The following is a 24,403-nucleotide window of genomic DNA, read 5'->3' as shown; positions in this document are numbered from 1 at the left end:
CCCTCACCCCCATCGGCTACCCCTTCGGCACCCTGCCGCGGCTGCTGCTGGCGTGGCTGACCACCGAGGCGGTGCGCACGAAGTCCCGCACCATCCCGCTGGGGGAGTCCCTCAGCGACTTCTGCCGCCAGCTGGAGCTGCCCATCACCGGTCTGCAGATCCGCCGGCTGAAGGACCAGGCGCGGCGGCTGTTCGACGCCCGCCTGTCGGTGCACTACGTCGAGCACCTGGACGTCGATGCGCGCCGGCAGGTGCGCCAGGAGGCCGGGCAGAACCTGCTCATCGCCTCCCGCTACGAGCTGTGGACCTCCACCCAGCGCAGCACCAAGCCCACCGGTGCCTCCACCGATGGCCCCGCCGGTGCCTCCCCCCAGTCCGGCGCGCGGCGCGGCACCAAGAGCGCTGCCGCCTCCAGCGCCACGCAGGGCAGCAAGCGGAGCGGCGCGACAGGGAGCAAGCAGAGCGGCAAGGCGGCAGGCAAGTCGGGGGGCAAGCAGGACGTCGTGGCCACCGAGGTGGCGCTGCCCTCCAGCGTCACCCTCAGCGCCGAGCTGTACGAGGAGGTCACCCACCGCCCCGTGCCCGTCGACATCGGTGCGCTGCGGCTGCTGCGCGGCTCCCCGCTGCGCCTGGACGTCTACACGTGGCTGACCTACCGCATGAGCTACCTGCGCAAGCCCGTGGTGGTCACCTGGGAGCAGCTGCGCTTCCAGTTCGGCACCCAGGTCTCCACCCCCCGCGGCTACCGGCACTTTCGCGCCGACTTCTCCAAGGCGCTGCGCTGGGTGCTGGCCATCTACCGCGAGGCCAAGGTCGACGAGGTCGCCAACGGCATCCGGCTGCGCCCCTCCCCACCGCACGTGGGACGAGGCAAGCGGCCGGCACTGAACCAGCGCGACTGAACCAGCGCGCTTCGACCGGCAAGATCCAACCGGAGGGACTCAACCGGCGCGACGGGAGCAGCACCGCCGGCGCGTCGGCGGCGGCATGTGCGACTAAAGCAGCGAGTGCCGGGTGTCGCCTGTCGCACAGCTCCACGCGTGCGCTGAGCGGCGGACCCGAGAAGGTGTGCCTCGGCTTCCGTCCAGATCAGCGCCTGCCGGGTAACACCGGACAGTCAGCGGAGTGAGTGTTCGACCACCTGATGCAGTCGTGCGCAGAGGATCGTGCCGAAGCGATCGTCTGGATCTGATGACCCTGACACGATGGCTCCAACACAGTCGGACTGAGCTGGGCTCGCTCGAGCGGACGCCGAGGCCTCAGCGTTCGGTAATCACGCTCATCGCTGAGCGGTGGCGACACCTTCAATGCCCGACCCGATCGCCCAGGCCGCCGGAGTCGATCGGGTCGGCCGGCAGCCGGTAGAGGGTGCTCATCGCCGCCAGTCCCGCGAGAGAGGAACAGCAACGGGTGGCGGTGAGCGGTATCTCTTGCGCCCGGTGATCGTTCTGCGTTCACTAAGAGCGGCGAACAACCCCCGCGGCCGCCGCGCCGCGCACGAGAACCGGAGTCCTGCCATGGCTAAGTCCGAGCACGCCGTCTCACTGAACCTCCCCACCGCGATCACGGTCGGCTCCCGCGCCGTGGAGCTGCCCGTCAAGCGCAACGGCCGCCGCTTCGGTGTGCTCACCATCAGCGACAAGGGCGTGCAGTGGGACCCTTCCACCTCCCGGCCGGCGATCAGCGTCAGCTGGGAGGACCTGCCCACCGCCCTGACCTCCGCCGTCTCCACCTCCACCGCTTCGACGTCCACTGCTTCGACCTCTGCCGCTTCCACGTCCGCAGGCAGTGCCGACACCACCGCCGCGCCCGTATCCCGCCGGCGTAGGACGGCGGGAGCTGCGGCTAAGGCTTCAGCCGCTGGAGGATCCGACGCCAAGAATGCGGCTGGTAAGCCGCGTTCTTCCGCCAAGAGCGCCTCCGGGCGCACCTCCAGCGGCAAGACCACCGGTGCCGCGAGCCAGGCCACCGGACGTCCAGCCCTCGCCACTGCGGAAACGTCGGCGCCGGAGGTGCAGACGGCTGAAGCTGCACCGACTGCGTACACCAGCACGGACACGGGTACGAGCGCCGCTGCGGACACCGGCACGAACATCGCCGGGCTCGAGCATGTGCCGGGCCAGCAGCCGCTGCCGCTGGAGGACCCCGACGCCCCGAAGGCTGATGAAGCCGCAGCCGCAGCCGCAGCCGCAGCCGGCTCCGAAGCCGGCGATGCGCCTGCGGTAGCGGAGCAGGCAGCAAGCCCAGCGCCGGTGACCAGGCGGGCAGGCCGTGCGGGCGCGAGCCGCAGGAGTGCGAAGACGGCGCCGCCGCGGCGCGCGGGCGAACCCGCCGCGCAGGAGGTGACGTCCGCGCCGGCGCGGGCGCAGAGCGCCACCGTGCCCGGCGGCGGCGCCGACACCGCCCCGCTGGACGCGCGGGTGGTGCGCCAGTGGGCGGCGGCCAACGGCATCACCGTCCCGCCGCGGGGACCGCTGAGCACCAGGGTGCGCGAGCAGTACCTGGCAGCGCACTGACCTTCAGCTCTTGAACCGGTCGGCGGGCGGGTGGCTACGGGCGCGTGAGCGCTCCCACCCGCCCGCTCTGACGTCTGGGCAGTGCCAGCCGCAGGAGCACAGCGAGCGGTCGTGCCGCGGGCAGGGCGCGGCCGGCGGCGGTCATCCCACAGCGATGCCCCACCGGAGGGCTCAACTGCCGGTGGCGGCGTTCTTCAGCCGGGAGCCGGCGCTCAGCTTGGCTCCGAAGGATGCCGGGATCTGCAAGCTTTCCCCGGTGCGGGGGTTGCGGCCGCTGCGGGCGGAGCGCTCAACGCGCTCGAGGGTGAGCAGGCCCGGCAACTTGACGCTGTCGCCGGCGGCGAGGGCTTCGGCCAGTACGTCACCGAAGGCGGTGAGGGCGGCGTCGGCAGCCTTCTGGGTCAGGCCGCTGCGCTCGGCGACGGCGCTGATGAGCTCGGTGCGGTTCATGGATGATCTCCGGAAGTCTCGTGCCGGCGGTGACCGGCGTGCTTTGGCGGGCTGGAAGTGAGTGCTCACGGTGCGTGCTGCCCGACCACTCTGCTGAGTCGTCGACTCGATCGTGCAGCCTGACCGTGCAGCTTGATCGTGCAGCTTGATCGTGCAGTGTGGTGCCTGCAGCTGGTGGCGCCGCGCGTTTGCAGCGCCTGCTGGAGCGTCACGACATTACCGGTCACGGGTGAGGCAGCGGCACAGGCTCTGGTCCATGCCTGCGCCGGCGAGCTGGTGCCGCGGTTGGGTGCCGTTCGCGCCGGTTCACATTCGCTGAGGTCGATCGGGTCCAGCCTCGTCGGCGAGGGCCGGATCAGTCCTCGTCCTCGAACTTGAACTCCACCGGTCCCGCGCCCATCTCGAAGGTGCCGTCGGCGTGCAGCAGTGGCCGGCTCTCGGTGGTCTCGCGTCCGTAGTCCTCCACCTGCTGCACCCGTACCCCCTCTTCGCTGAAGGACAGCTTGGCGATCGCCACCCAGTACTTCTCCGAGTCGTCGAACAGGGGGACCGTCACCCGCGACCCCGAGGCGTCGTCCACGATCGCCCGTGCGCCGTAGCTCTTGAAAGACCCCGTGCCGTTCTCCACCGCTGAGTAGGCGCAGATGAGCACGTGGGCCAGGTGATCGGGGCGGGTGATCTCCACGCTCTCGCGTCCGGGAGCGGTGGCGTCCCCGTGCAGGCGCACGTACGGCGGTGCGTTCAGCGAGCCCAGGTCGCGGTAGTACACCGCGCCGGTGCGCCCGGCCCGGTCGGCCCACAAGGCGTACAGGTCCAGGTCGGCGCCGAGGCTGCGGCGCCGGGCCGAGCCGCCGTCCCACTCCAGGTCCACACGGAAGACGGTGCTGCGGGCCTGCTCGCGCTTGGAGAAGTCCAGCGGGATCAGCGCCGAGCCCTTCTTGGTCAGCTCGATGGCCCCCAGCGGCTTCTTGGACATGTCCAGCGTGGTGGACGTGTGCGGTGTGGGGAAGGGCGGCGCTGTCACCTTCCCGGTGCGAGCGGTGCCCACGTCAGCAGCATGGGCCTCGTGGTTGGCCTCGTACTTGGCCTCGTGCTTGGCGTTGGCGCCGGGGGCGGAGTTGGTGGCGGGGGCGTCGTCGATGCTGACGCCGAAGTCCGTGGCCAGCCCGGCCAGGCCTTCGTCGTAGCCCTGCCCCACTGCGCGCACCTTCCACTGCGTGCCCTGCCCACCACCGGGTGCGTTGCTGCGCTGGTAGATCTCTGCGAGCACCGCCACCGTCTGAGTGCTCAACCGGGCAGGGGTGAAGCGGACGTCCTCGCCACCGTGCTTGAGAGTCAAGGTCACCGGCAGGCCGCCGAAGGTGGCACCCGCGCGCTCGGGGCTGACGGCGATCACCACCTTGTCCGCTCCCGGGCGCAGCACGCCCAGGTCCAGGTGCGCGGTGATCCCCTCCAGTCGCACGCCGGGGGCGGCAGGTTGGTTGAAGAAGACCATGTCGTCGTCGCCGGCGACCTTGCCGTCGGCGCTGACGACGAGGACGGTCAGGTCCAGCGGGCCGGTGACGCGGACGCTGACACGCGCGCCGCTGAGAGCGGCGTTGCTGCCTTCGGTGAGGGTGGGCACGTCTTCTGTCCTACCGCACCCGCCGCCGGCTCGTCAGCGCGTGCGGTGTCCGCAGCGCGACGGGCTGGGGCAGCGGCGGTGCCGGGGACTCGTGGTGATCGGTGACCGCGATGCTGCCCTCGCTGCTGAGTCGTCGTCGGCCCGAACTGCGCGCCGAGCCCTGTGCTGCCTCTCGTGCTGTCGCTGGAAGGTGACCTAGACGTGGCTGTCGCCGTCGCTCGCCCGCGCTGGCTGTTCACCGAGGGCGGTGTTCGAGTCGCCTCGCCCGGCACGTCAGCTGCTTTCGATCGCTACCGGTGAGAGTGTCAGCGCGCCGCGCGGCCACGGTGCTGGGCACACTGCGGATATGGGCACACGCGCTGATGTCCCCAGTCGCACCCAGCTGCTCGGCTTGCCGGTCGGTGCGCCAACCAGCGCTGCGGCTGCAGGTTCTGCAACTGCAGGCGATGTGGGGGCAGACGCTGTCCTGGATCAGCTGGCCACCTTCATCCCGCCCGCTGCGCCGACGCCGGATCGGCTGCACGCCGGCACGGGCGGGATGTGGCGGGTCCGGGCGCTGAGCACGCTGTTGCATCTGGACCTGGATGCCGCCCTGGTGACCCGTCATCCGGTGGCTGCCGACCGGGGCCGTTCCGCCGGCCCCTGGCTGCCCGGTGATGGGCGGGCGCACCCGCTGGTCGCTCTGCACACGTGCGCGGTGGGCCACCCCCTGGCCGTCGAAGTCGCAGCCGGCGAAGTCGGAGCCGGCGCCGGAGTTGACCGCGTGAAGGAGGGTGATGGCGAGGCCGCATTCAATGGTCCCACTCCACTGACGGCATGGAGGAGCACACCGCCGAGGACGGCGCCGACAGCACCCTCGCCCGGGCGCGTCACAAAGGCCGCGCCCACCGCGACGCTGCTCATCGGTGGGGGTGTGGTGCAGTACCTGCAAGCCATCAGCTCCGACAGCGCCCAGCGCGCCCACGAGCACCTGCGAGCGCTGCAGCAGGCGGTGGCCGCGGGTGGGGATGCGCCGGCGCACCGCATCGCAGCGGTCTACTTCGGTGCCACCTGGGCGCAGGTCGGCGCCGTGTACGGCCTGAGTGGCCATCAGGCGCGGATCCGCTGGCACGAGCGAGGCCGCAGAGCGGTCAAGATGATGCGCCGCCGGCGAGGTGAGCAGCCACGTCGCTACAGCCCGCACCACCTGCCATCGAGTCCTGCTCCAGGCTCACCGGCGTTCACCACGCTCTGAGCCGGCGTCGGATAGGCCCCGATCGCAGGCGCCCGTTCATGGCACAACGGCCCGGGGATCGCTCGCGAGCGGTCAAGGGGTGACTACCCGGCCGCAGTGTCACAGCTGCAGGTCGCCGGAGGGGGCGAGGTGGAGTGCCGCACGTCCGGGAGTCCGGGAGTCCGGGAGTTATGGTGCCGGGTCTGCCTGCCGCACCTCACCCGCCGACTGCTGGAGCAGGTGCAGCTTCGGCTCGTCCCGCGTGGTGCTCGCTGCGGCTGCGGACGGTGCCACCACAAGCTGCAGGTGCGCTGAGCGCTCCAGGCGCTCGGCCCGCTCAGCAGGCCGCGCCGGATCGGGTGCAGGTGGTGGCCCGGTCAACATCGCAAGCGGTGCTGGTGTGCCCGGTGCTGCCGGCTGCGGTGCGTCCGTCACCAGGTGCAGCCACGCGCCGACGGCTGCGCTCTCCTGCCCGCTGCGCAGGTGAGGGGCCAGTGCCGGGGTGGTGGGGGAGGCGGCGTAGCCGGCCAGGGCGCCGAAGAGCAGCGCCAGCGGCACCGCGCCGAGCACTAGGCCCACCCGCGGGGCGCGCCCGGCGTCCACCGCCCACGGGATGATGGTGAGGGTGGCGAAGGAGGTTGTGGCGATCGTGAGCGCCCGGCGTCTGTTGAAGCCTTTCCTCACCGTCCGCTCCTCCTGCTGACCCGTGGTCCCGCCCTCCCCGGCTGATCAGCCGAGGTGATGAGCACCCTCTCGTGCTGAGCACGCTGCCAGAACACTGCAGCTGCGTCCATCCGTCACATCACTCGTGCGCCGTCTCGGCCGGCCTGAGCTGCCGCGCTACGACGCGTGGCCTGCTCCATTCGAGCTCAGTGGGCCTGCTCCCGCCGCTCCGCTCCCGCGGGTCTGCTCATGTCAGTCGGCCAAGCGATGAGCAGCGCGGCACCCACTCGGCCGCCGGTCCCCGGATCGAGGAGGAGCGCTTGGCGCCGCACCAGTCGGCGCCGCGCGCTGCGGGTGTTGCTGATCCCTGCAGCTTGCTCCTGCGTCATCGTGTTGCGGACATGGCCTTGATCAGCCTCGCCTCGCGAGCCGGCGCGCCCCGTGCACCGTGACGTGCGGCGGCTGCCGCGGGCAGGGAGACTCAAGCGAGCAGGTCGAACGAGCAGGTCGCATCCTCACCCATCCGCCTGCGACTGCTTTGACGGCGCTGAGCTCTCTGCCAGCCTGGTAGCACTTCGCCACCGATGGTCAGCGGCGCGCCGCTGAGCCACCACCGCAGCCGCATCGGCCTGCAGCGGTGTGCGGACAAACCTCACGGACAGGAAGAAGGACCCCAACCATGAGCACCGCCGAGCAGCAGCCGTCGAACGCTGAGCGCTTGTGGACTGATCCGCAGTGCCCGCTGGCCCGCGCCGTGGACCTCGTCGGTGACCGGTGGGTGCTGCTGATCCTGCGTGACGTCTTCACCGGGGTGCGGCGGTACACGCAACTGCACCGCAGCCTGGGCATCGCCCGCAACATCCTGACCGTGCGCCTGCAAACCCTGGTGAACTCCGGCATCTTGACGGTGCAACCCGCCACCGACGGGACCAAGTACCAGGAGTACGTCCTCACCGATCGCGGTGAAGACCTGTTCACCGCGATGGTGGCGTTGCGGCAGTGGGGAGAAAAGCACGCCTTCGCGGCCGGAGAACAACACTCCCGTCTGCTGGAGACGAGCAGCGGCCGCGCCCTGCCGCCCCTGTACGTGCTCTCGGCCAGTGGGATGGCCATCACCTCCACCCACACCCACGTCGAGCAACCCGTACCCATCCCCACCGGTCGGTGATCAACCTCGGTGATCAATCCCAGTGATCAATCCCAGTGATCAATCCCGGTGTCCACCCCGGTGGCCATCGGAGAAACCTCAGCCGGCTCTCGCCGGCGGTGAGCGATCGGGCCGGCAGCGTCGACTCCAGCCCGACCCTTCACAGCACGACGTGAGGTCCACGCCTGCTCGACGGTCTTGAGCGCTCGCCGCACCAACGGCAGCTGCGACGGCGGTGGGGAACGATCGGGGCAGACGCATCACGGGTCGGCGTCAGCAGTTCAGGCAACGTCCCAGCGACAGGCGCCAACGCCCCCGACCGCGGGAACGGTAGAAGCTCCAGTACTCCGGCTGCCCGCACACCGGGCAGTTCGGCGCCTGCCAGTCGTGCGCCTGGGCCAAGGTGAAGCTCAGCTCCTGCAGACCAGCGTCGTCGGCATCACGCACCCTCATGCTCAGGCTTCCCTCCACCTCACCCGCGGTGCCTGCTCCCGGATCAGGAGACTGCGAGCAGTTCACGCCCGCTGCCCGTGGCCGGGCCCACGGGCGAAGCGGATGTCGGGACGGCTGGCTGCGCCGACAGGGACGGCACGCGCAGCTGCCAACCGTCGTGCATGCCGCCTGCCCGGTGGGCGAGCCAACCGTGCTCGCGCAGCCACGCTGTCCGCTTCTGCCACACCCGCGCACCGACTCCGGCTTCGCGCGCCAGCAGAGCAGCGGTGTGATCGCCGGGGATGGCATCCGCGTAGTCGGCGGCCGCGGCCAGCACCCACACCACCGCCGTCAGCGAGGCGCGGGCCGGGCGCTTCAGCTGCCCCGCCGGTACCGCCTGCACCGCAGTCAGGACCGTCTGGGCCCAGCGCACCGCGGAGGGCACCATGTCACGAGGATCGGTGGGCAGCAGCCTCACCACCACGCTGGACTCCTCAGTGCTCACATCCACCCTCCGCTCGTGCTCGAGATGCCTGTCCTCGCCCTTTCCAGCGTGCCCCCACCCGCGCCGGCCCGCAGTGGCCGCGCGCGGCGGGCCGCCGAAAAGCTCGCCACTGAGGGAGTCGCCACGGCTGTCGTCGACGAGGGCGCCGCTCGCCTCGGCCGCAGCCGTGCAGGACGCACCGCAACCGCGGCGCTGAGCAGCCCCTGCAGCGCGGCTGCGGGGAACGGCGAGAGCGCACCGGCGCTCACCACGGCGTTCACCACAGGGCACCGGTCCCGCCGTCCTCGCTGCTGCCTTCGCTGCTGCCTTCGCTGCCGCCGTCCTCGCTGAGCGCCAACTGCACCACCTGCGCCTCGCTGCCGCGGCTGACGTGCACAGCGCGCCCGACGGGCAGCGCCTGCAGGCGGGTGTTGTGCACGATGGCGCCCTCCTCACCCGGCCCGGACAGCAGCAGCGCCTGGCTGCCCAGCTCGCGCAGGCGCCGCAGCACCGGCTGCATCATCGCGCCGCCCACCCCGCCGGCGGCCTGGGCGAGCACCACGTGCAGCCCGACGTCGCGGGCCACCGGCAGCAGCTCCAGCAGTTCGCTGAGCGGGTCACCGCTGGAGCTGGAGGCCAGGTCGTGATCGTCCATGATGACCATAGCGCGAGGACCGCTCCACCAGGTGCGCGACTTGAGCTGTTGACGGGTGACGTCCGGCCCGGGCAGTCGTTCGGCCAGCTTGTGCGCCAGCGAGGTCAAGGTGGCCGCAGCCACCGGCGCGGAGGCGCAGTAGCGCGACAGGTGCGCCTCATCGACCGCATCGAGCAGGCCGCGGCGGTAGTCGATGACGACGACCAGCAGTTCCTCGGGGCTGTAGGCGCGCGTCACCTGCCGCACCAGGGTGCGCAGCGCGTTGGTCTTGCCGGCGCCCGCCTCCCCGACGACCAGCAGGTGCGGATCCCGGGCATCGATGAGGTCCAGGTGTGCCGGGGCCAGGTCGCGCTCGCGCACCCCCACGGCCACCGGGCGCGCTGACAGCGCGGTGGACAACGGTGCCTCAGCGGCCGTGCCGCTGGTGCCGCCGGCTGCGGGCGCCGTCGGCACACTGCCGGAATGCGGGCTGGGCGAGGTGGTGGCCTCGAGGCGGGCGCTGGGCAGCGCACGCAGGCGCACCAGGGTGGGCAGCAGCTGCACCGGTGGCGCCGGCGGTCCGCCCCAGGCGCGGGTGATGCGCTCGGCGCTGGCGGTGAACGGCTCCAGCTGCGCTGCCTGCCCCGCCGCTGTGCTCGTGGGCGTGGGTGCCAGCAGCAGCGGCGCGGCGACCTGCACGTGCTGCCCGCCGCTGAGCAACAGGCGGCCGGGAATGTCGGTGGGCATGGCCTTGGCGGCCTTGCGGTCCCCGTAGGTCTCGGCGGGATCGCCCAGCCGCAGCTCCAGCTTGGTGCCCAGTGCATCGCGCACCGCCGGACGCAGGTCGAACCAGCGGGTGGTGCTGATGACCACGTGCACGCCGTAGGCGGCGCCGCGGGTGGCCAGCGCGGTGACGGCCTGCTCCAGGTCCTCGAACTCCGCGCGCAGCACGCTCCAGCCGTCCACGACGAGGAAGACGTCAGCGTCGGCGTCCTGAGCGAAGCCACCAGCCGGTCCACCCGCCGAGCCGCCAGAGAAGCCGCCAGCCGAGCCACCAGCAGCGCGATCGGTGCCCGGCCCTGCAGCTGCACCTGCCGGGTGAGCTGCCCGGCCCGCGGTGGGCCCCGCTAGCGGGCCCGCCGTCGGGTCTGCTGCCGCCTCGTGGCTGAACTGCTGGCGGCGCAGGCCGGTGAAGGAATCCACCCCGGCCGCCGTCAGCCGCCGCTCGCGCTCATCGACCAGGGCGTTCAGCTGGGCGATGGTGCGCCGCACCAGCTGCGGCTGCTGGCGGGTGGCCACCACACCCACGTGCGGCAGCGCCTGCAGTTCCTTCAACGCACCCCCCGCCAGGTCCAGGCAGTACACCTGCACCTGCGCCGGGGTGTGCGTGCAGGCCAAGGAGGTGATCAGGGTGCGCAGCAGGGTGCTCTTGCCGCTCTGCGGCGCACCGGCGATGCCGATGTGACCACCGGCGACGCTCAAGTCCAGGGCGTAGACGCCCTGCTGCTGACGCTGGGGCAGGTCGATCAACCCGATGGGCACGCGCAGCGGCGCCGGTGCGAGCGCGAGCGTGCCGGGCACTGCGGGCGTGCCGTCGAAGGCACCGGCGGCGGGGCGCTGAGGAGTCAAGCAGGCGCCCAGCGGCACCTTGGTCGGCAGCGGCGGCAGCCACACCGGCCGCACCGGCCGCACCACCGGCCCGGCACCACGGCCACCACGACCATCACCGTTGGCGCCGCCGCTGATGCTGTTGCCGTCAGCGGTGCTGCTGACGGTGCACGAGAGGCGCTCGACCGCGACCTGCAGCACCGAGCGGCGCACCGGCCCACCCGCCTCGACCTCGATCACCGGCAGCGCAGCCGCCAGCCCAGCCGGCGCAAAGGCCTCGAAACGTCGCGGGTGCGCGAGCACCGGCACGGGAGCGGTTTCCACCTGACGGGGTGGACGGTAGGCGGTGGAGACGGTGGCTGCCCGCAACCGCTGGTAGATGGTGGTGTCGACCTTCAAGTACGCCGAGCCGGGGGTGGGCGGGAGCTCGAAGGCGTCGGCGGTGCCGATGACGGCGCGGCTCTCAGCGGCGCTGAAGGTGCGCAGCGCCAGCCGGTAGGACAGGTGGCTGTCCAAACCGCGCAGGCGCCCTTCCTCCAGGCGCTGAGTGGACAGCAGCAGGTGCACCCCCAGACTGCGCCCGAGGCGGCCGATCATGACGAACAAGTCGATGAACTCCGGCTTCTGCGCCAGCAGCTCGCTGAACTCATCCACCACCACCAGCAGGTGCGGCATCGCCTCCAGGCCCTGACCGGCCAGCCGACGCTGGCGGTGCTCACGAATGCTCGCCAGGTTCCCCGCATCGCGCAGCACCTCCTCGCGGCGGCGCATCTCACCGCGCAGCGTTTCAGCGAAGCGGTCGATGGTGGCCGGGTCGTCCTCAAGGTCGGTCAGCGAACCTGCCAGGTGCGGCAGTCCCGCCAGACCGGCGAAGGTGGCTCCGCCCTTGAAGTCCACCAGCACCAGCGCCAGGTCGTCGGGGGAGTGCGTCAGCGCCAACGCGGTCACCAGGGTGCGCAGCAGCTCCGACTTGCCCGAGCCGGTGGCGCCCACGACCAGCCCGTGCGGACCCATGCCCGATTGCGCGGACTCCTTCAAATCCAGCTGCAGAGGGCGCCCGTCGGCGTCGATGCCCAGCGGGACACGCAGCAGGTCCGCCTCGCTGCGCCCGGCCCACACCCGATGAGGCTCGAAGGTGGCCACGTCCTCGATGCCCAGCAGTTCGGGCAGGCTGTTGACCTGCGCCAGTGAGGCCGTCTCGCTGGCGGGGTCCACCTGCAGGGGAGCCAGCCGTCGGGCCAGCACCTCCACCTCCGGCACGCTGAGGCTGTCGGCGTGCAACTGCTCGGCCTGCTGCAGCCAGCTCGCGGGTTGCCCGCCCTGTCCACCGGCGCCCCGTCCCACACCACTGCCCACACCGCCGCCCGCACCGCCGCCCGCACCGCTGCCCATGGTGTGGCCAGTGGCGCGCACGACGGGGTCGATGAGCACGGCACCCGCCTGCGGGCGCCCCAGGCGCAAGGACAGGTCCACCTCCGCCGGCTCGTCGTGGGTGAAGGGCAGCAGCCGCAGCTGCGCCACGCCCGGCAGGTCCGCCTCGGCGAAGGGGTCGTCCTCACCCACGCGACCGTCGATGACGATGATCAGGTGCGGGTCCTCATCGGCTGTGGTGCCCGTGAAGGAGGTAGCGCCCTGGGAGCTCTCCGCCCCACCGCTCGCCCCACCGCCTGCCCCGTTGAGCGGGCTGTTGCCCGCGGTGGTGCCGCCCGCGCCGGTCCCGGCGCGTCGGGGTGAGCGGGCACGCCGACGCCGCAGTTCCGGCTGCAGCATCAGCGCCAGGTCCCCCGCATCAGCGGCCAGCAGCAGCTGCGGGCCGCCATCGGCGCCAGCGGCCGGGTGCTGGGTGTGCGGCAGCCACTTCAGCCACTCCCACTCCTCCAGCGCGCCAGAGGGCGCGCACACGGCGATGCGCACATCCTGCGGAGCGTGCAGGGCCACCACACCGGCCAGCAGCGCGCGGGCACTGGCACGGGTGCGCTCGGGCGAGCCCACCAGCGTGCTCACCCCCGAGCGCAACGAGATCGCCACCGGCACCTGCTCCACCCGGGCGTGCGCGGCCAGCAACAGCTGCACCGCCTGCTGGCAGGAAGGGTCGGCGGGACGGTTGACGTCCTCAGCCGGCAGCTGCGGCAGGTGCAGCGCCGGCACGCGGGCGCTGCCGATGCGCACCAGCAGGAAGTCCTCGTCGTCGCGGCGGCGCTCCCACAACCGTCCCGCACCCAGCACTGCCGCGCTCGTGCTCGCCGGCTGCGGGTGCTGCAACTGCGCCGCGGCGCGCTGCGCATCGGCGTTGCTCTGCAGCTGGGTCCGCGCCTCGTCCAGGTGCTGCAGGTAGCGGATGCGCGCATCGAAGCTCTGCGAGCCGGCCCGAGAGCGCGCCTGCAGCCACATCGCCAGCCCCATCGCCAGCGAGCCGAGCATGAACACCGCTGCGGTCAGCACGAACAGGGGGTTGCCGCGCATCAAGGCCACGACCATCATCCCGCCGCTGCCCAGCAGCGGGAACAGCGCGTACGTCCAGCTGGTACCGGCTGCCGGATCGGCCAGAGGAGGGGGAGGACTGAGCCGAACGGGCGCTGCATCCACCTGCGGCGTTGCCCTGCGCGGCCCGCGATGAACGAGCATGTTCCTCATGTCGGCGACCTCACACCTCACCACGTCTGGAAGCGGGCACCATCCCTCGCCCAACTCCTTGCTCGGCGAGCCTGACACCGACAGCGCCATCCGTGCGGGGCAGACCACACGGATGCAGTGGCACCACGTGCGCCTGATCACCCCAACGGGTGCCCTGGACCTCACCCTGCCCGGCAACCGCCCGGTGGCCGAACTCATCGACGAGCTCACCACCCACCTGCTGCCCGCCACCAGCACACCCACCACCGCGCGAGCCACACCGCCGGCCGTCCAGCCGGCCGCCGACGGCTGGGTCCTGCACCGCCTGGGCCAGAGCGCACTGGCGCCGGCGCAGCCGCTGAGCGCTGCGGGCATCCGCGACGGCGACGTGCTCTACCTCAGCCCCGCCCAGGAGCCTCGGCCCGCCCAGCGGGTGGACGACCCGCTGCACGCCCTGGCCGCCGGAGCAGCCGGCGCCGGGCGCTGGAGCCCCACCAGCGCGCGCGCCGTGGCCACCACCACCCTCACCCTCAGCGCCCTGGCCGCCGCCGCCCTGCTGCAGCGCCTGTACCCCACCGCGCTCGCCCTGCCGCTGCTGCTGGCCGCCGCCCTGCTGGCGAGCGCCGCCTGGTCGCGCCGCCATCCGGGCACCGCGGCCATCGGCGCGGCCGCCGCGCTGGCGGCGCTGCCCGCCTGGGCCGGCGCCGGGCTGGCGCTGGCCGCCACCTTCAACGCCGGCGCACCGGCCCAGCTGGCGCTGAGCGCCACCGCCGTGCTGCTGGGCGCTGCGGCCGCCATGGTCTGCGCGCCGCAGGCGCGCACCTGGTGGGTCTGCGCCTGGACGCTGGCGGCGGCCACCGCCTTCACCGCCACGCTGGCCGCCACAGGCCTGCTCGATGCCGGCGGCGCCGCCGCCGTCAGCGCCGTCCTGCTCAGCATCCTCAGCGCCACCCTGCCCTGGCTGCTGACCCGCACCGGCAGCTGGAGCGCGCCCACCAGCTCCGGCAGCGCCGCAGGTTCTGCTGGTGCGGCCGGTGCCGGCTCCTCCACCGCGGCGCTGCAGCAGAGTGCACACGCCCAGCGCATCCTGCTCAGCGTCCTCAGCGCCGCCCTCAGCGCCGGCGCCACCGGCTGCGCGCTGCTGCTGGGCTTCTCCGGTGCACCGCTGCAGCAGGCCCTCGCGGCGGCCGTGGCTGTGCTGACCCTGGTGCGCGCCCGCCGCAGCCTCTTCGCCCTCGAATCGGGAGCGATGCTGATCGGCGCGCTGATCACCTTCAGCGCGCTGCTGGTGGCCGCCGGTGGGCAGGCGACGCACCGGGCGCCGCTGCTGCTGATCGCGGCGCTGCTGCTGATGCTGCTGGTCGGGGCGTTCGCGGTGCGGGCCGTGCAGCACACCGGCGCCGCCGACGTCGCAGGCTCGGCTGCCGGCTCCGCGGCCAGTTCCGCCACCACCGGCCCGAGCAGTTCCAGCGGCACCGCCCGCAGCTTCCTGAGCCCGCGCACCCGCCGCCTGCTCGATGCCGTGGAGGCAGTTGCAGCCATCAGCCTGCTGCCGCTGCTGCTGGGCGCGTTGGGCATCTACACCATCGCCTCCGACGCAGGCGCCTCCCTCTGAGGCTCGCGGCCCGCCTCCACGCTGCAGCTCCCGCCGCTGCTCCGGTGCTGCTGCCGGCAGTGCCTCCGGCGATCCGCGCGGCGGTGTTCACCGCCGCTGTCTCGCCGCGGTGGACGCCGCCTGGCCACCGAGCCTGTGGCGGGCCGGTGGTGCGCAGGCCCGTGGCGCCTCGGCGGTGACGGCGGCACGTCGACGCATGCACGACGTGTGGACGCGCTGCGCTCCAGCGCAGCGCGCCGGCGTTGAGGTCACGAGCCACGACAGGCAGTGCACCGCGGCGCCGCCGGCGCACGCACGTGCCGTGGCCGCTGGCAGCTCACACGACCTTCAGAGCGGACCAGGTGGCCGTGAGGCGTGCTGCTCGCGCGGCGCCCACGAGCGTGGCTGCTGTTCCTGACCGGTACTTCCGACCGGGCGGGCACGGCACAACTGCGCCGGGTACGGACCCCGGCGTGCCGAGGCCCTGCTGTTTCCGCGAGGGATCCAGCCATCGCGGCCCTGGTCGCTGCGCGCGTGCTGGCAGCAGGAAGCTGCCGACCCGCGATCACCGGCGGTGCGCCGCTGCACGCCACCACCGCACGAGAAAGCGGGCGTCACGCACAACAGCGCTGGAGACGACCCGTGCGGTCGTCTCCAGCGCTGCAGCAGGACCCGGGCGACGGGAGTGGCCTGTCGCCCGGGGCTGAGGTGCCTCAGCTCGTCGCGGCGGCTTCAGCCTCCACCAGCGTCAGCGCGCCGTCACCGTCGAGGTCGATGACCTGCAGATCGGCGCCGTTGAGCAGCCAGGTGCCGTCCGCGGACTGCGCCAGCGTCACAGCCGAGGGCTGATCGGCGCCCTGCTGAACCGGCGCCTGCTCAGCTGCGGCGGGCGTGGGCTCAGCGGCCACCGGAACGACGACCGGATCACCGGCAGCCACCACGGGGGTGCTCGGCGCCGGCGTCCGCGAAGCCTCGACGACCGGCGCCTGCCCGTCCTGCGGCGTCTCGGTCACCGGGGTCTCGACGGCCACCGGGGCCTCGACCACCGGCGTTTCGACGTCCGGGGTCTCGACGTCCGGGGTCTCGACGTCCGGGGTCTCGACGTCCGGGGTCTCGACGTCCGGGGTCTCGACGTCCGGGATCTCGGCCTCTTCGTCGGTGGCGGGTGCGTCGGTGGCGGGAGGCACCGGAGCTTCGCACGAGTCGGCACCGGCAGCCGCGTCATCACCGGGCGAGGCGACTGCCTCACCGGCGCCCACGCCGGCGCCCACGCCGACAGCGGCGTCGGTGGACGGAGCGGAAGTGGAGCCGCCGACGATGACGTCCACGGTGGTGACCACCCCGGTGGTGACGGTGGTGGTCACGGTCACCGTCTGCTGCTGATTGCCTGCGCCCACGGTGATCTGCCCGGACGCACCGATGCTGGGAACACCACAGGGATCCGGCACGGCCACGACCGGGGTCTCGTTCACGGGCACGTCCTTGTCGGGCTTGCCCACCTGCGGAGGCGTGTTGCCGTTGCTGTCGCCATTGCCGTTGCCGGCGGGCGGCTGGCCGACCGGGCCGCCCACCGGAGCAGTCACCGGAGCGGTGGGCGCGGGCACCACGAACGCGGGAGGCTCGACGACGACAGGAGCTGGCAGCTCGGGGACCGGAGCCGGGGCGGGCGCGGGGGCGGCTTGCGGAGCCTTCGGCGGAGTGCCGCGGTGCACCGCATCGACCAGCGGAGCGCTGACCAGCTGGCCATCCGCGTTCGATCCGTCCTTGGTGCCGGCCTCGCCGCGGTCGCCGGTGCTGGCGCCACCCGCGCCCGCCGCGCCGAAGGCCGCGCCCGAGGAACGTCCCGAGCTCACCGGCAGGACGGCGTAGCTGCCGGCCGCCGGCAGCGGCGGGGTGTTCTCGCTCGGCCGCTGCGGGACGGGGGGCGCCTTGCGCGCGGGGGCCTTGGCGGCGGCGGTGACGGCCTCGACATCGCGCGAGCTCGCCCCGCCAGGCAGCTCGGCGCTGGCCAGGTCGACGACCTCGGCGGCGGAGGCCTCGCCCGCGGTCGCGGTGGCGGCGACCGCCTCCGGGTTCGCCAGGGCCGACGGTGCCCCGCTCTGGCGATCGGCGTGGGCCAGCGCGGCGCCACCGGCGGCCAGCGCCAACCCCAGGGTGACGCCGGCGATGACCAGGCCACCGCTGTGAGCACCGTTGTGGGAGGTGATGTGAGTGGCGGGGGAGCCAGCTCGTTGAGGGTTGTGCGCAGCGCTGGTGCCGTGAGCGGAGGTGTCCGGCGATCCAGGCGGCGGCGTGGTGTCGTGGTGCACGAAGCTCCTACCGCTGAACTGTTTCCGGCATGTGCCGGCCGGCTGGTCACGCTAGCGAACCGCCGCTGTCTTACCGCGACCGCCGAACGAGTGAGCTGTGCTCATGCACCGGTGTCGAGGTCTCTAACCTGCGTGTCGTGGCCCGCCGAAACATCGTCATCGACGCCGAGGAGTTCTCCCGACGACGGGGCGTCGCGGCTCTGCTGCGCGGCAGTTCCCTGGACGTGGAGGACGTTCCACGCCGGCCCAACGCCCTGGTGTGGGGCGGTGCGGTGATGGCCTTGCTGATCGCCGCCGGCAGTGCCGGTAGCGCCTACGCCACCGGACGGGCCCCCTCCGGGTGGCGCCAAGACGGGGCGCTGGTCATCGACCGCGAGAGCGGCGCCCGCTTCGTGGCCAAGAACGGTTTGCTGCGTCCCGCGCCCACCCTGACGGCAGCGCTGCTCGCCGGCGCGCGGGAGGAGCCGATGCTCGTGGCGCACGAGCACGTCAGCGCCGTCGGCATCGGCGCCGCCCTGCCGGGCGCCGACCTGCCGGAGCGACCTCCCGCGCTGCCGGCCACCCCGACCGGCCTGACCGCCTGCGTCAGCTCCTCCTCCAGCGTGGAGGTCTTCCAGGGAGCTCCTGCACCCGCGCCCACCGTCGCCGACGGCCTGCTGGTGCAGGCGCCCAGCGCCCAGCCGGCGCAGGGCGGACAGTCGGCGCAGGGCGAACAGTCGGCGCAGGGCGGACAGGCGGTGCAAGGCGGCGCGCAGGTCTACCTGGTCAGCGGCCGCCGGGCCCACCCGCTGGATCCCGCCTCCCTGCCCCGGCTGGGTTACAGCCAGACGCAGGTGCGCACCGTGCCCGCCGCGTGGCTGGCGCTGGTGCCGCAGGGGTCGGCCCTGGCGCCGCTGGCACTGCCGGCGCAGGACCCGGCCGGCTCGATCGCCGGTCTGGGAGCCGCGGGGGACGTGGTGCGCGCCGAGGACAGCGACACCCTGTACTGGATCGCCGGTGGTCGCGTGCACCCCTTCGCCAACGCCACCAGCCAGTTACTGGCTCCTGCACCGGTCGCCACCTACCCTGAGAAGCAGATCCTGGCGGCACCGCTCGGCGAAGCCGTCGGCATCATCGACGCCCCCGCCGCACCACCCACCGTGCCGGCCCCGGAGGTGGTCACCGAGCCGTGCGTGCGCAGCCGCGACGGGCTGACGGTGATGTTCACCCGCGCCGATGACCTGGACACCCGCCCCGCGCTGGCGCAGTCCCTGAAAACCACCGGCGACGACAGTGGCGAGGACGACGGCGAAGGCGCAGGCGGTGGCGAGGACGACGGCGAGAGCACTGCCACGCGGATGACCTGGCACGCGCGGGCCGGGCAGGGAGCACTGCTGGGGCCTGAGAGCATGGACCAGCCCAGCGAGGAGCAGGTGCAGGGCACCGGGGGCATGCGTCTGATCGCCGACGGACGCTCCTACGAGTTCGCCGATACCGCAGCGGTGCAGCGCCTGGGATACCGACGGGAGCAGACAGTCCTGCTGCCGCAGGCGTGGCTGGACCTCTTCCCCGCCGGCGCGCCTCTAGTCACAGTGCAGGAGCAGCAGTGACGCGCGGCAGACTCATGCGCAACCTCACGGTGGCCGAGCAAACAACCGCCATCGAGCAGCAGGCGCCGACCACGAAGAGTCGTGGCACCCACGACGCACGGTAGTTCACCTCGCCCAGCTGGACCTGTGACCCTGCAGTTCCCCGGTCGGGTGTGCCACCGTGAGAAACACCCCAGCTGCCAGCGCCTCCTACGACGCTGGGCTGGTCCACCACACGCCGAGGAAGGGTTGCACCATGGCTGGGCTGTTCAGCACCTCCACCGACACGATGCGCGCCACCGGGGACAAGGTCGCCACCAACGCCGAAAGCATCAAAACCGAGCTGCAGGGCCTGCTGGCCAAGCTCTCCTCCCTGGAGGGGCAGTGGATCGGCGACGGGCGCACTGCCTTTAAGAACGCCGAGAGCCGCTACACGCTGGCCAACAACAAGCTCAACGCAGCACTCACCGAGATCAGCAACCTCATCAAGGCCAACGAGGCCCGCTACCTCAGCGACGACTCCTCCGCCCAGAGCCGACTGAGCACCTCCTCGGCCAACCTGGATGCCCCCGGCTTCTGAGCCGCGCCCACACCCGCCCCACCCGTCCGCCCCACCCGTCACGACGCAGCAGGAGAAAGCACCATGGCTGACCAGATCCGTGTGACCTTCGGCGCCCTGGCCGATGCGGTCAACGACATCAGCGCCGGCGTCGCCGCCGCCGGCAACCGCCTGTCCGATCTCAAGGCCGACATCGCGCCCATGGTCGCCACCTGGGAGGGCGCCGCCCAGAACGCCTACTACGCCCAGCAGAGCAAGTGGGACAACGCCTGGAGCGAACTGACCGCCGCCCTCGGCGACTTCCAGCGCGCCACCTCCAACGCTGCCAGCGACTACGAAGCCGGTGAGCGCGCCAACACCGCACTGTGGGGCTGAATAGCGCCCTCTGCGCACCGCGCAGCAAGAACGGCGCTCCAGACAGGGCGAGCAGTTCTACAGGAACCTCGCAGGGATCCGCAGTGTGAGCTCCTCACTGCACGGCGCGCCCCTTCGGCGCCTTCGCCCCTGCTCAGCCGGCGCCCCAGCCCGCCAGCTCTTCGCGCACCAGCTCCTTGCGCGATGGTGCGTCACCTTCTGGCACCAGGCACGACCACGCGCCAAGAGGTGACCGCACTCCCGCCGCATGCGGCCGCACCAGCGTGCAAGGAGCTGGCGGGCACCATCCCTCGCCATCGCGCGAGGCGCGTGCAGCCCAGCAGCGGGCCGCGGCGCACGCACTCGTCCATTCACCAACCCCGGGAGTGCAAGGCATGTCCAGTGGCGGCGACTACGAGGTCGTCATCTCCGACTTGATCACCGGCTCCGGCGACCTCGACACCGACGCTGCTGATGTCGCGAGCGCAGGGTCGAAGGCTTCGAGCGCCGCCGACGACGCCGCGATCGCCTGCCGCGGCGGCGCGCTAGCTGCGTCTCTGGTGCGCCTAAGCGCCGCCTTGCAGGCCAAGACCGACCTGATGGCCGAAGCCACCCGCGCAGCAGCCGGCAACCTTGCCCGCAGCGCGTGGACCTACGAGCGGAGCGACGCGAGCGCCGCCAGCGGCCTGGGGGGGCGATGAACCGACTCGTGCACCAAGACCTGGTGAAGAAGAACCTCGCGGAGACGAGTGCTGTGCAGGTGAACCTCGTGGGGACGACCGCTGGACACCTCTGCGGCGACCCCGCTGGCTCCGCCGCGCGCCTCACTGCGACACGTCCTTCACCGGCTACAGCCTGCGAAGGAGACCTCGATGCTGGTATCTGACGCCGGCAGCACTTCGCTGCTCTCGGCTGACCCCGAGGCACTGCGCGGTGCGGCGGCGGCACTGCAGCGGGCCGGGCTGTCGCTGGAGTCGGTCGGCGACAGCATCGTCGACCACTCCTTCACCCTCACCGCCAACTGGTCCGGTCCCGCATCGACGGCTGCGCACGCCACGATCACCAAGCTCGGCGACGGCCTACACCCCGGCTGCGAGGTCGCCACCGCCGCCGCCGAGGTGATCCGCACCTACGCCGACGCCGTCCGCGATGCCAAGAGCGCCTACGACAGCGCCAAGCTGCAGGTCGATGTGTTGCGCAGGGACTTCCTCACCGGCATCGCCGACGCCTCACCCGAGGACGCCGCCACCTCCCGGGAGCTGTTCGCCCAGCACTCCGCCGGTCACCTGCAAGCCATGAGCGGCGCCATCAGGGCTGTCACCTCAGCCTCCAGCGCCGCCGCCGCGCAGATCGACTCCCTCATCCAGCAGCTGGAGGGCATGAGCCCCACCGCGCAGGCAGGTGCAGGTAGCAGCGGCTTCGACCGCTTCCTCAACGAGGTGGGCAACCAGCTGGACGGTTTCATCGACGGCGTCGTCGACGGCGTCAGCGAGCCCGTCGGCTTCGTCGGCGGCCTCATCGGCCTCAACGGTGACCTCTCCGACAACTGGGCCGACTTCGGCCGCGGGTTGGCTCACAACGTGACCCACCCCGTCGACTTCGCCAAGGGCGTCATCGGCTGGGAGGACCTGTCCGACGGCGAGTACGGGCACTGGGCCGGCAACCTCGTACCTGGTGCCGTCGCGACCATCTTCACCGGCGGCGCAGCAGCCGCTGTGCGCGGAGTCAAGGGCCTCGACGGACACCACGGCACCGCTCCCGATCCGCACCTTCCACCCGCTGCCAGAAACCCGCATCTGGCTGGGCAGTCCGACGGGCAGCGTCGCGAGTTGCTGCAGCAACTGGTGGAGCCGAAGTACCACGCCAGCAACGCCGACATCATCGAAGAGAACTACAACCCTCTCGGCGACGTCGACAACAACCTGGAGTTCCTCGAGCAGTACAGTCACTGGGTCGACAATCCTGATCCCGCCAAGGCCCGGCCGGACTGGAACTGGCCGGACAACCATGGCGCTGTCCTCGGCAGCGAGCAGCGCTACAAGCCGACAGACGTCATGGTGATGGACCGCATCGGCGACAACCCCGAGGGCACCTTCTTCACCAAGGACGGAACTCCTTTCGGGCAAAGGTCACTACCTCCCGACCGTCTGAACTTCGCCCGCAACATCTACGAGGTCAATCCCAACAGCAAGGCCTTCACGGAAGGCGGTATCGACATCCTGCAGGAGAAGGTCGCCCCCGCCTTCGGGCAGCGCGGTGGAGGGTTGCAGTACCAGTTCGTGCGCGGAACGAATCCGGTGGAATACCTCTCGGTCGGTCAGCTGCTCAACGCGTACCCCGACCTCCTCGCCGTCCGACCCGCCGGCTGACAGAACCCGAGCAGTCGACGTTCACCGGCACCAGACGCGCCATGTCGCCAGCAACCTCGCCGACGAAAGGAAAGTGAAAAGATCGTGGACGTCGCTGAAGTCCTCGCATCCTTGCGCAGCGACGGCTTGGCGGTGCAGACGCTGGTCGTCGCAGACCACGCCGATCAGCTGCCCAGGGTCTCCGCTGGACCGTGGGTGCTCCTGCCGTCGAGCGATGGCTCCGCCACGATCGGTGCCTTCGATCGCGGGGTGTTCTCGGCGTACGCCAGGGCACGAGACGAGGCGGAACTGCGCACCGTGGTCACCAAGCTGCTCACCCCCCAACCCGCTGCCCGCCCGGTCTCCGCCGGCCAGCTGCAGCGGTGGAAGGAGGCAGCGCAGCAGGTGACGGCAGAACTGACCGAGCGCGTCGCCGCCGGTGAGAGCGTCACCGTCACCGAGCTTCCTGCAGGGCTGGCCCTGGACCACATCGGCCACGACAGCGGTCACACATTGTTCCTGCTCGGCACTCCCTTCGGCCAGCGTTCGGCGCCTCCCACCGACCTGCGCCTGCCGCGGACCGGTTACCTGCTCAAGAAGCGGCTTCCACCGCAGACGGGGCTCTCGCCGGTGCAACCGTGGTTCGGCCAGCGAGGCGGAGGACTGCTGGTCAGCCTCGATGCGCCGATCCGCGCCTACTGCGAAGCCGGCTACCTGCAAGCCTTCGATGTGGCACCGCAGCCGGTGACGTGAGGGGCGACGCACGCCTACCCGCCTCGTGGCGGCTGCCATGCTCTCACCGCTCGCCAGCAGCGCGTGCAGCGCTCGCCCTCCGGGCGCGGTGGCCTTTAGGGCTCCTGCGCGGCACGCGGATCAGGATGCCTGCAGGCCTACTGCGCGTCCCCTGCGGGCAGTGCGGGCAGCAGCGAGACGAGCTGCGCATCGCCCTGCGCGACGAGCTCCACTTCCATCTCCCCGCGCCAGCGCCGCGCCCAGCCCAGGGAGAGGATGGCGAGCAGACGGGCGTGCTCGGCCCAACAGGCGGCGCGCGTGTCGCTCCACTTCGGGACCTCACCGCGCAGGTGCCGCTCCATGTTCCAGCGATTGACCAGCAGGCGCACCGTGTGCTCCATGCACCAGTACAGCAGCTCATCGCGATCACGAGGGATGTCATCGCGTCGGCGCACGCCGCGCTCTTCGTAGACGACGTGCCAGCGCTCGTCGCGCCCATCGAAGTACACCTCGAGCTGGTCGCCGCTGACGAACTGATCGACACGAGCCAGCTCGGGGCTCGTCGCCGTCAACCCCAGACGTGCGCCGAGACGTGCCAGCTCGCTCGTGATCTCCGCCTGCTTCTGCGCGATCGTGTGCTGTTCCTCGGCGCTCACCTCATCATTGTGCCGTACGCGACCCATCGTTGCTGCCGCAGAAGAGAACTTCCTCCGCGGGCAAGCGGCTCGAGGAAGGCTCGCCTCGCGGCAGGCTGCCATCGACGTCCTAGTGGTCCCGTCACCGGGGGACTCGGGGTGTCGGGGTGCCCCTCAGCGCAGCTGGCGGGTCCTGCGCTCGATGAGCGGGGGGTTGGGGAAGGTGGGCTGGAAGGCCAGCCCGGTGCTGGCGAAACCGCCGGCGGTGCTCAACTGCACCGGCGCGCCGCCCTCCAGCGGGATGCTCCACACGGCGGGGTCGGCGCTGCCGTAGTCGCAGCCCTCGCAGGCAGGCACCGAGGTGAAGCCGTCCAGGGCCAGGCTGGCGCTGTCCGGTGCCCAGGCCAGGTGCTCCACGCGCACCGGCGCCGGCCCGAGGTCGTGCAGCAGCCGCCCTCCGGGGTCGGTGATGACGACGTGCGGCGTTCCGGTGGGGCGGAAGACCACGCCCTGCTCGGGAACGCCGGGGGTGCGCACCATCGCCAGCTGCGTGCCGTCGGGGGAGGAGACGGGCAGGGTCTCGGCGAAGGTGGGGGTGCGCAGGCGCCGGCTGGTGGCCGAAGCGACGTCGGTGAGCACCAGGTCCTCGCCGAACTCGTCGGAGCGGGCGCTGACGACGTGGGTGCCGCTGCCGCTGCTGGAGGTGCTGAAGGTCGGCCAGCCGCTGCGCTGGGCGTCCCCGGTCACCTGCCGGGTGACTGCAGGGGTGCTCGCAGGGGCGGTGAGGTCGGTGAGGAAGAGTTGGGAGTCGACGCCGCCGCCGCACGGGTCGCCGGGGAAGGCGCGCCAGGCCAGCAGCGAGCCGTCGGGGGAGAAGACCATCTCCGTGGTGGCCACCGGTGCCTCGGTGAGCACCCGGG

General features: G+C 72.0%; 19 protein-coding genes. 11 read left to right on the top strand and 8 right to left on the bottom strand.

Translation table 11 applies throughout. The features are described from left to right. The first annotated feature begins 11 nt into the window (after window positions 1-11). Window positions 12-902 carry a replication protein RepA gene (locus tag GTQ99_RS04575; RefSeq protein WP_166614559.1) on the top strand — a complete coding sequence of 297 codons (891 nt, stop codon included), beginning with the start codon at window positions 12-14 and terminating at the stop codon, window positions 900-902. A 615-nt stretch (window positions 903-1,517) separates the two neighbouring features. After that, window positions 1,518-2,516 carry an Lsr2 family DNA-binding protein gene (locus GTQ99_RS04570; RefSeq protein ID WP_166614558.1) on the top strand — a complete coding sequence of 333 codons (999 nt, stop codon included), beginning with the start codon at window positions 1,518-1,520 and terminating at the stop codon, window positions 2,514-2,516. 171 nt (window positions 2,517-2,687) lie between these two features. On the opposite strand, the gene GTQ99_RS04565 is transcribed toward GTQ99_RS04570, so the two are convergent. Together GTQ99_RS04565 and GTQ99_RS24260 are read right to left on the bottom strand one after the other, a co-directional pair. Further along, window positions 2,688-3,035 carry an HU family DNA-binding protein gene (locus tag GTQ99_RS04565; RefSeq protein WP_338074726.1) on the bottom strand — a complete coding sequence of 116 codons (348 nt, stop codon included), beginning with the start codon at window positions 3,033-3,035 and terminating at the stop codon, window positions 2,688-2,690. 286 nt (window positions 3,036-3,321) lie between these two features. Further along, complete coding sequence (locus GTQ99_RS24260; protein ID WP_338074725.1) at window positions 3,322-4,590, bottom strand: TerD family protein; 1,269 nt, start codon at window positions 4,588-4,590, stop codon at window positions 3,322-3,324. Between the two features lie 346 nt (window positions 4,591-4,936). Here GTQ99_RS24260 and GTQ99_RS04555 point away from each other — a divergent pair, with 346 nt between their 5' ends. After that, a complete protein-coding gene (locus GTQ99_RS04555) occupies window positions 4,937-5,824 on the top strand; it encodes a hypothetical protein (protein WP_166614556.1) in 888 nt (295 codons plus the stop codon). Window positions 5,825-5,992: 168 nt separating this feature from the next. Here the strand turns inward: GTQ99_RS04555 and GTQ99_RS04550 are convergent, their stop codons facing one another. Further along, a complete protein-coding gene (locus GTQ99_RS04550) occupies window positions 5,993-6,406 on the bottom strand; it encodes a hypothetical protein (protein WP_166614555.1) in 414 nt (137 codons plus the stop codon). A 739-nt stretch (window positions 6,407-7,145) separates the two neighbouring features. Here GTQ99_RS04550 and GTQ99_RS04545 point away from each other — a divergent pair. Then, a complete protein-coding gene (locus GTQ99_RS04545) occupies window positions 7,146-7,634 on the top strand; it encodes a winged helix-turn-helix transcriptional regulator (RefSeq protein WP_166614554.1) in 489 nt (162 codons plus the stop codon). A 475-nt stretch (window positions 7,635-8,109) separates the two neighbouring features. Here the strand turns inward: GTQ99_RS04545 and GTQ99_RS04540 are convergent, their stop codons facing one another. Both GTQ99_RS04540 and eccCa read right to left on the bottom strand, forming a co-directional pair. After that, window positions 8,110-8,550 carry a hypothetical protein gene (locus GTQ99_RS04540; RefSeq protein WP_205706790.1) on the bottom strand — a complete coding sequence of 147 codons (441 nt, stop codon included), beginning with the start codon at window positions 8,548-8,550 and terminating at the stop codon, window positions 8,110-8,112. A 256-nt stretch (window positions 8,551-8,806) separates the two neighbouring features. Next, window positions 8,807-13,396 (bottom strand): type VII secretion protein EccCa, encoded by a 4,590-nt coding sequence (gene eccCa / locus GTQ99_RS04535; RefSeq protein ID WP_240896777.1) that lies wholly within the window; start codon window positions 13,394-13,396, stop codon window positions 8,807-8,809. Between the two features lie 121 nt (window positions 13,397-13,517). On the opposite strand from eccCa, the gene GTQ99_RS04530 reads away from it, so the two are divergent. Further along, window positions 13,518-14,999 carry an EsaB/YukD family protein gene (locus GTQ99_RS04530; RefSeq protein WP_166614552.1) on the top strand — a complete coding sequence of 494 codons (1,482 nt, stop codon included), beginning with the start codon at window positions 13,518-13,520 and terminating at the stop codon, window positions 14,997-14,999. A gap of 692 nt (window positions 15,000-15,691) precedes the next feature. On the opposite strand, the gene GTQ99_RS04525 is transcribed toward GTQ99_RS04530, so the two are convergent. Then, complete coding sequence (locus GTQ99_RS04525; RefSeq protein ID WP_166614551.1) at window positions 15,692-17,125, bottom strand: hypothetical protein; 1,434 nt, start codon at window positions 17,123-17,125, stop codon at window positions 15,692-15,694. A 299-nt stretch (window positions 17,126-17,424) separates the two neighbouring features. On the opposite strand from GTQ99_RS04525, the gene GTQ99_RS04520 reads away from it, so the two are divergent. The 6 genes from GTQ99_RS04520 to GTQ99_RS25905 all read left to right on the top strand — a co-directional run bounded on the left by GTQ99_RS04520 (window position 17,425) and on the right by GTQ99_RS25905 (window position 22,869). Further along, window positions 17,425-18,876, top strand: a complete 1,452-nt coding sequence (locus GTQ99_RS04520; RefSeq protein ID WP_166614550.1) for a type VII secretion protein EccB — start codon at window positions 17,425-17,427, stop codon at window positions 18,874-18,876. Window positions 18,877-19,111: 235 nt separating this feature from the next. Next, complete coding sequence (locus tag GTQ99_RS04515) at window positions 19,112-19,435, top strand: WXG100 family type VII secretion target (RefSeq protein WP_166614549.1); 324 nt, start codon at window positions 19,112-19,114, stop codon at window positions 19,433-19,435. A gap of 63 nt (window positions 19,436-19,498) precedes the next feature. Then, entirely contained in the window at window positions 19,499-19,789 is a 291-nt protein-coding gene (locus GTQ99_RS04510; RefSeq protein WP_166614548.1) for a WXG100 family type VII secretion target, read from the top strand. A gap of 374 nt (window positions 19,790-20,163) precedes the next feature. Next, window positions 20,164-20,469, top strand: coding sequence for a hypothetical protein (locus GTQ99_RS04505; RefSeq protein ID WP_166614547.1), 306 nt, complete (start codon window positions 20,164-20,166; stop codon window positions 20,467-20,469). Window positions 20,470-20,640: 171 nt separating this feature from the next. Next, a complete protein-coding gene (locus GTQ99_RS04500) occupies window positions 20,641-22,137 on the top strand; it encodes a glycohydrolase toxin TNT-related protein (RefSeq protein WP_166614546.1) in 1,497 nt (498 codons plus the stop codon). 84 nt (window positions 22,138-22,221) lie between these two features. Continuing rightward, window positions 22,222-22,869 carry a glycohydrolase toxin TNT-related protein gene (locus GTQ99_RS25905; RefSeq protein ID WP_166614545.1) on the top strand — a complete coding sequence of 216 codons (648 nt, stop codon included), beginning with the start codon at window positions 22,222-22,224 and terminating at the stop codon, window positions 22,867-22,869. A 137-nt stretch (window positions 22,870-23,006) separates the two neighbouring features. On the opposite strand, the gene GTQ99_RS04490 is transcribed toward GTQ99_RS25905, so the two are convergent. Further along, complete coding sequence (locus GTQ99_RS04490) at window positions 23,007-23,504, bottom strand: Imm63 family immunity protein (RefSeq protein ID WP_166614544.1); 498 nt, start codon at window positions 23,502-23,504, stop codon at window positions 23,007-23,009. A gap of 153 nt (window positions 23,505-23,657) precedes the next feature. Further along, the coding region (locus tag GTQ99_RS04485) for a TolB-like translocation protein (protein ID WP_205706789.1) at window positions 23,658-24,403 on the bottom strand (746 nt) is incomplete at its 5' end.

This window comes from Kineococcus vitellinus (assembly GCF_009906315.1).
GTDB lineage: Bacteria > Actinomycetota > Actinomycetes > Actinomycetales > Kineococcaceae > Kineococcus > Kineococcus vitellinus.
Note: the sequence above shows the minus strand (reverse complement) of the source record. Positions and strands in the feature narration are given on the sequence as shown.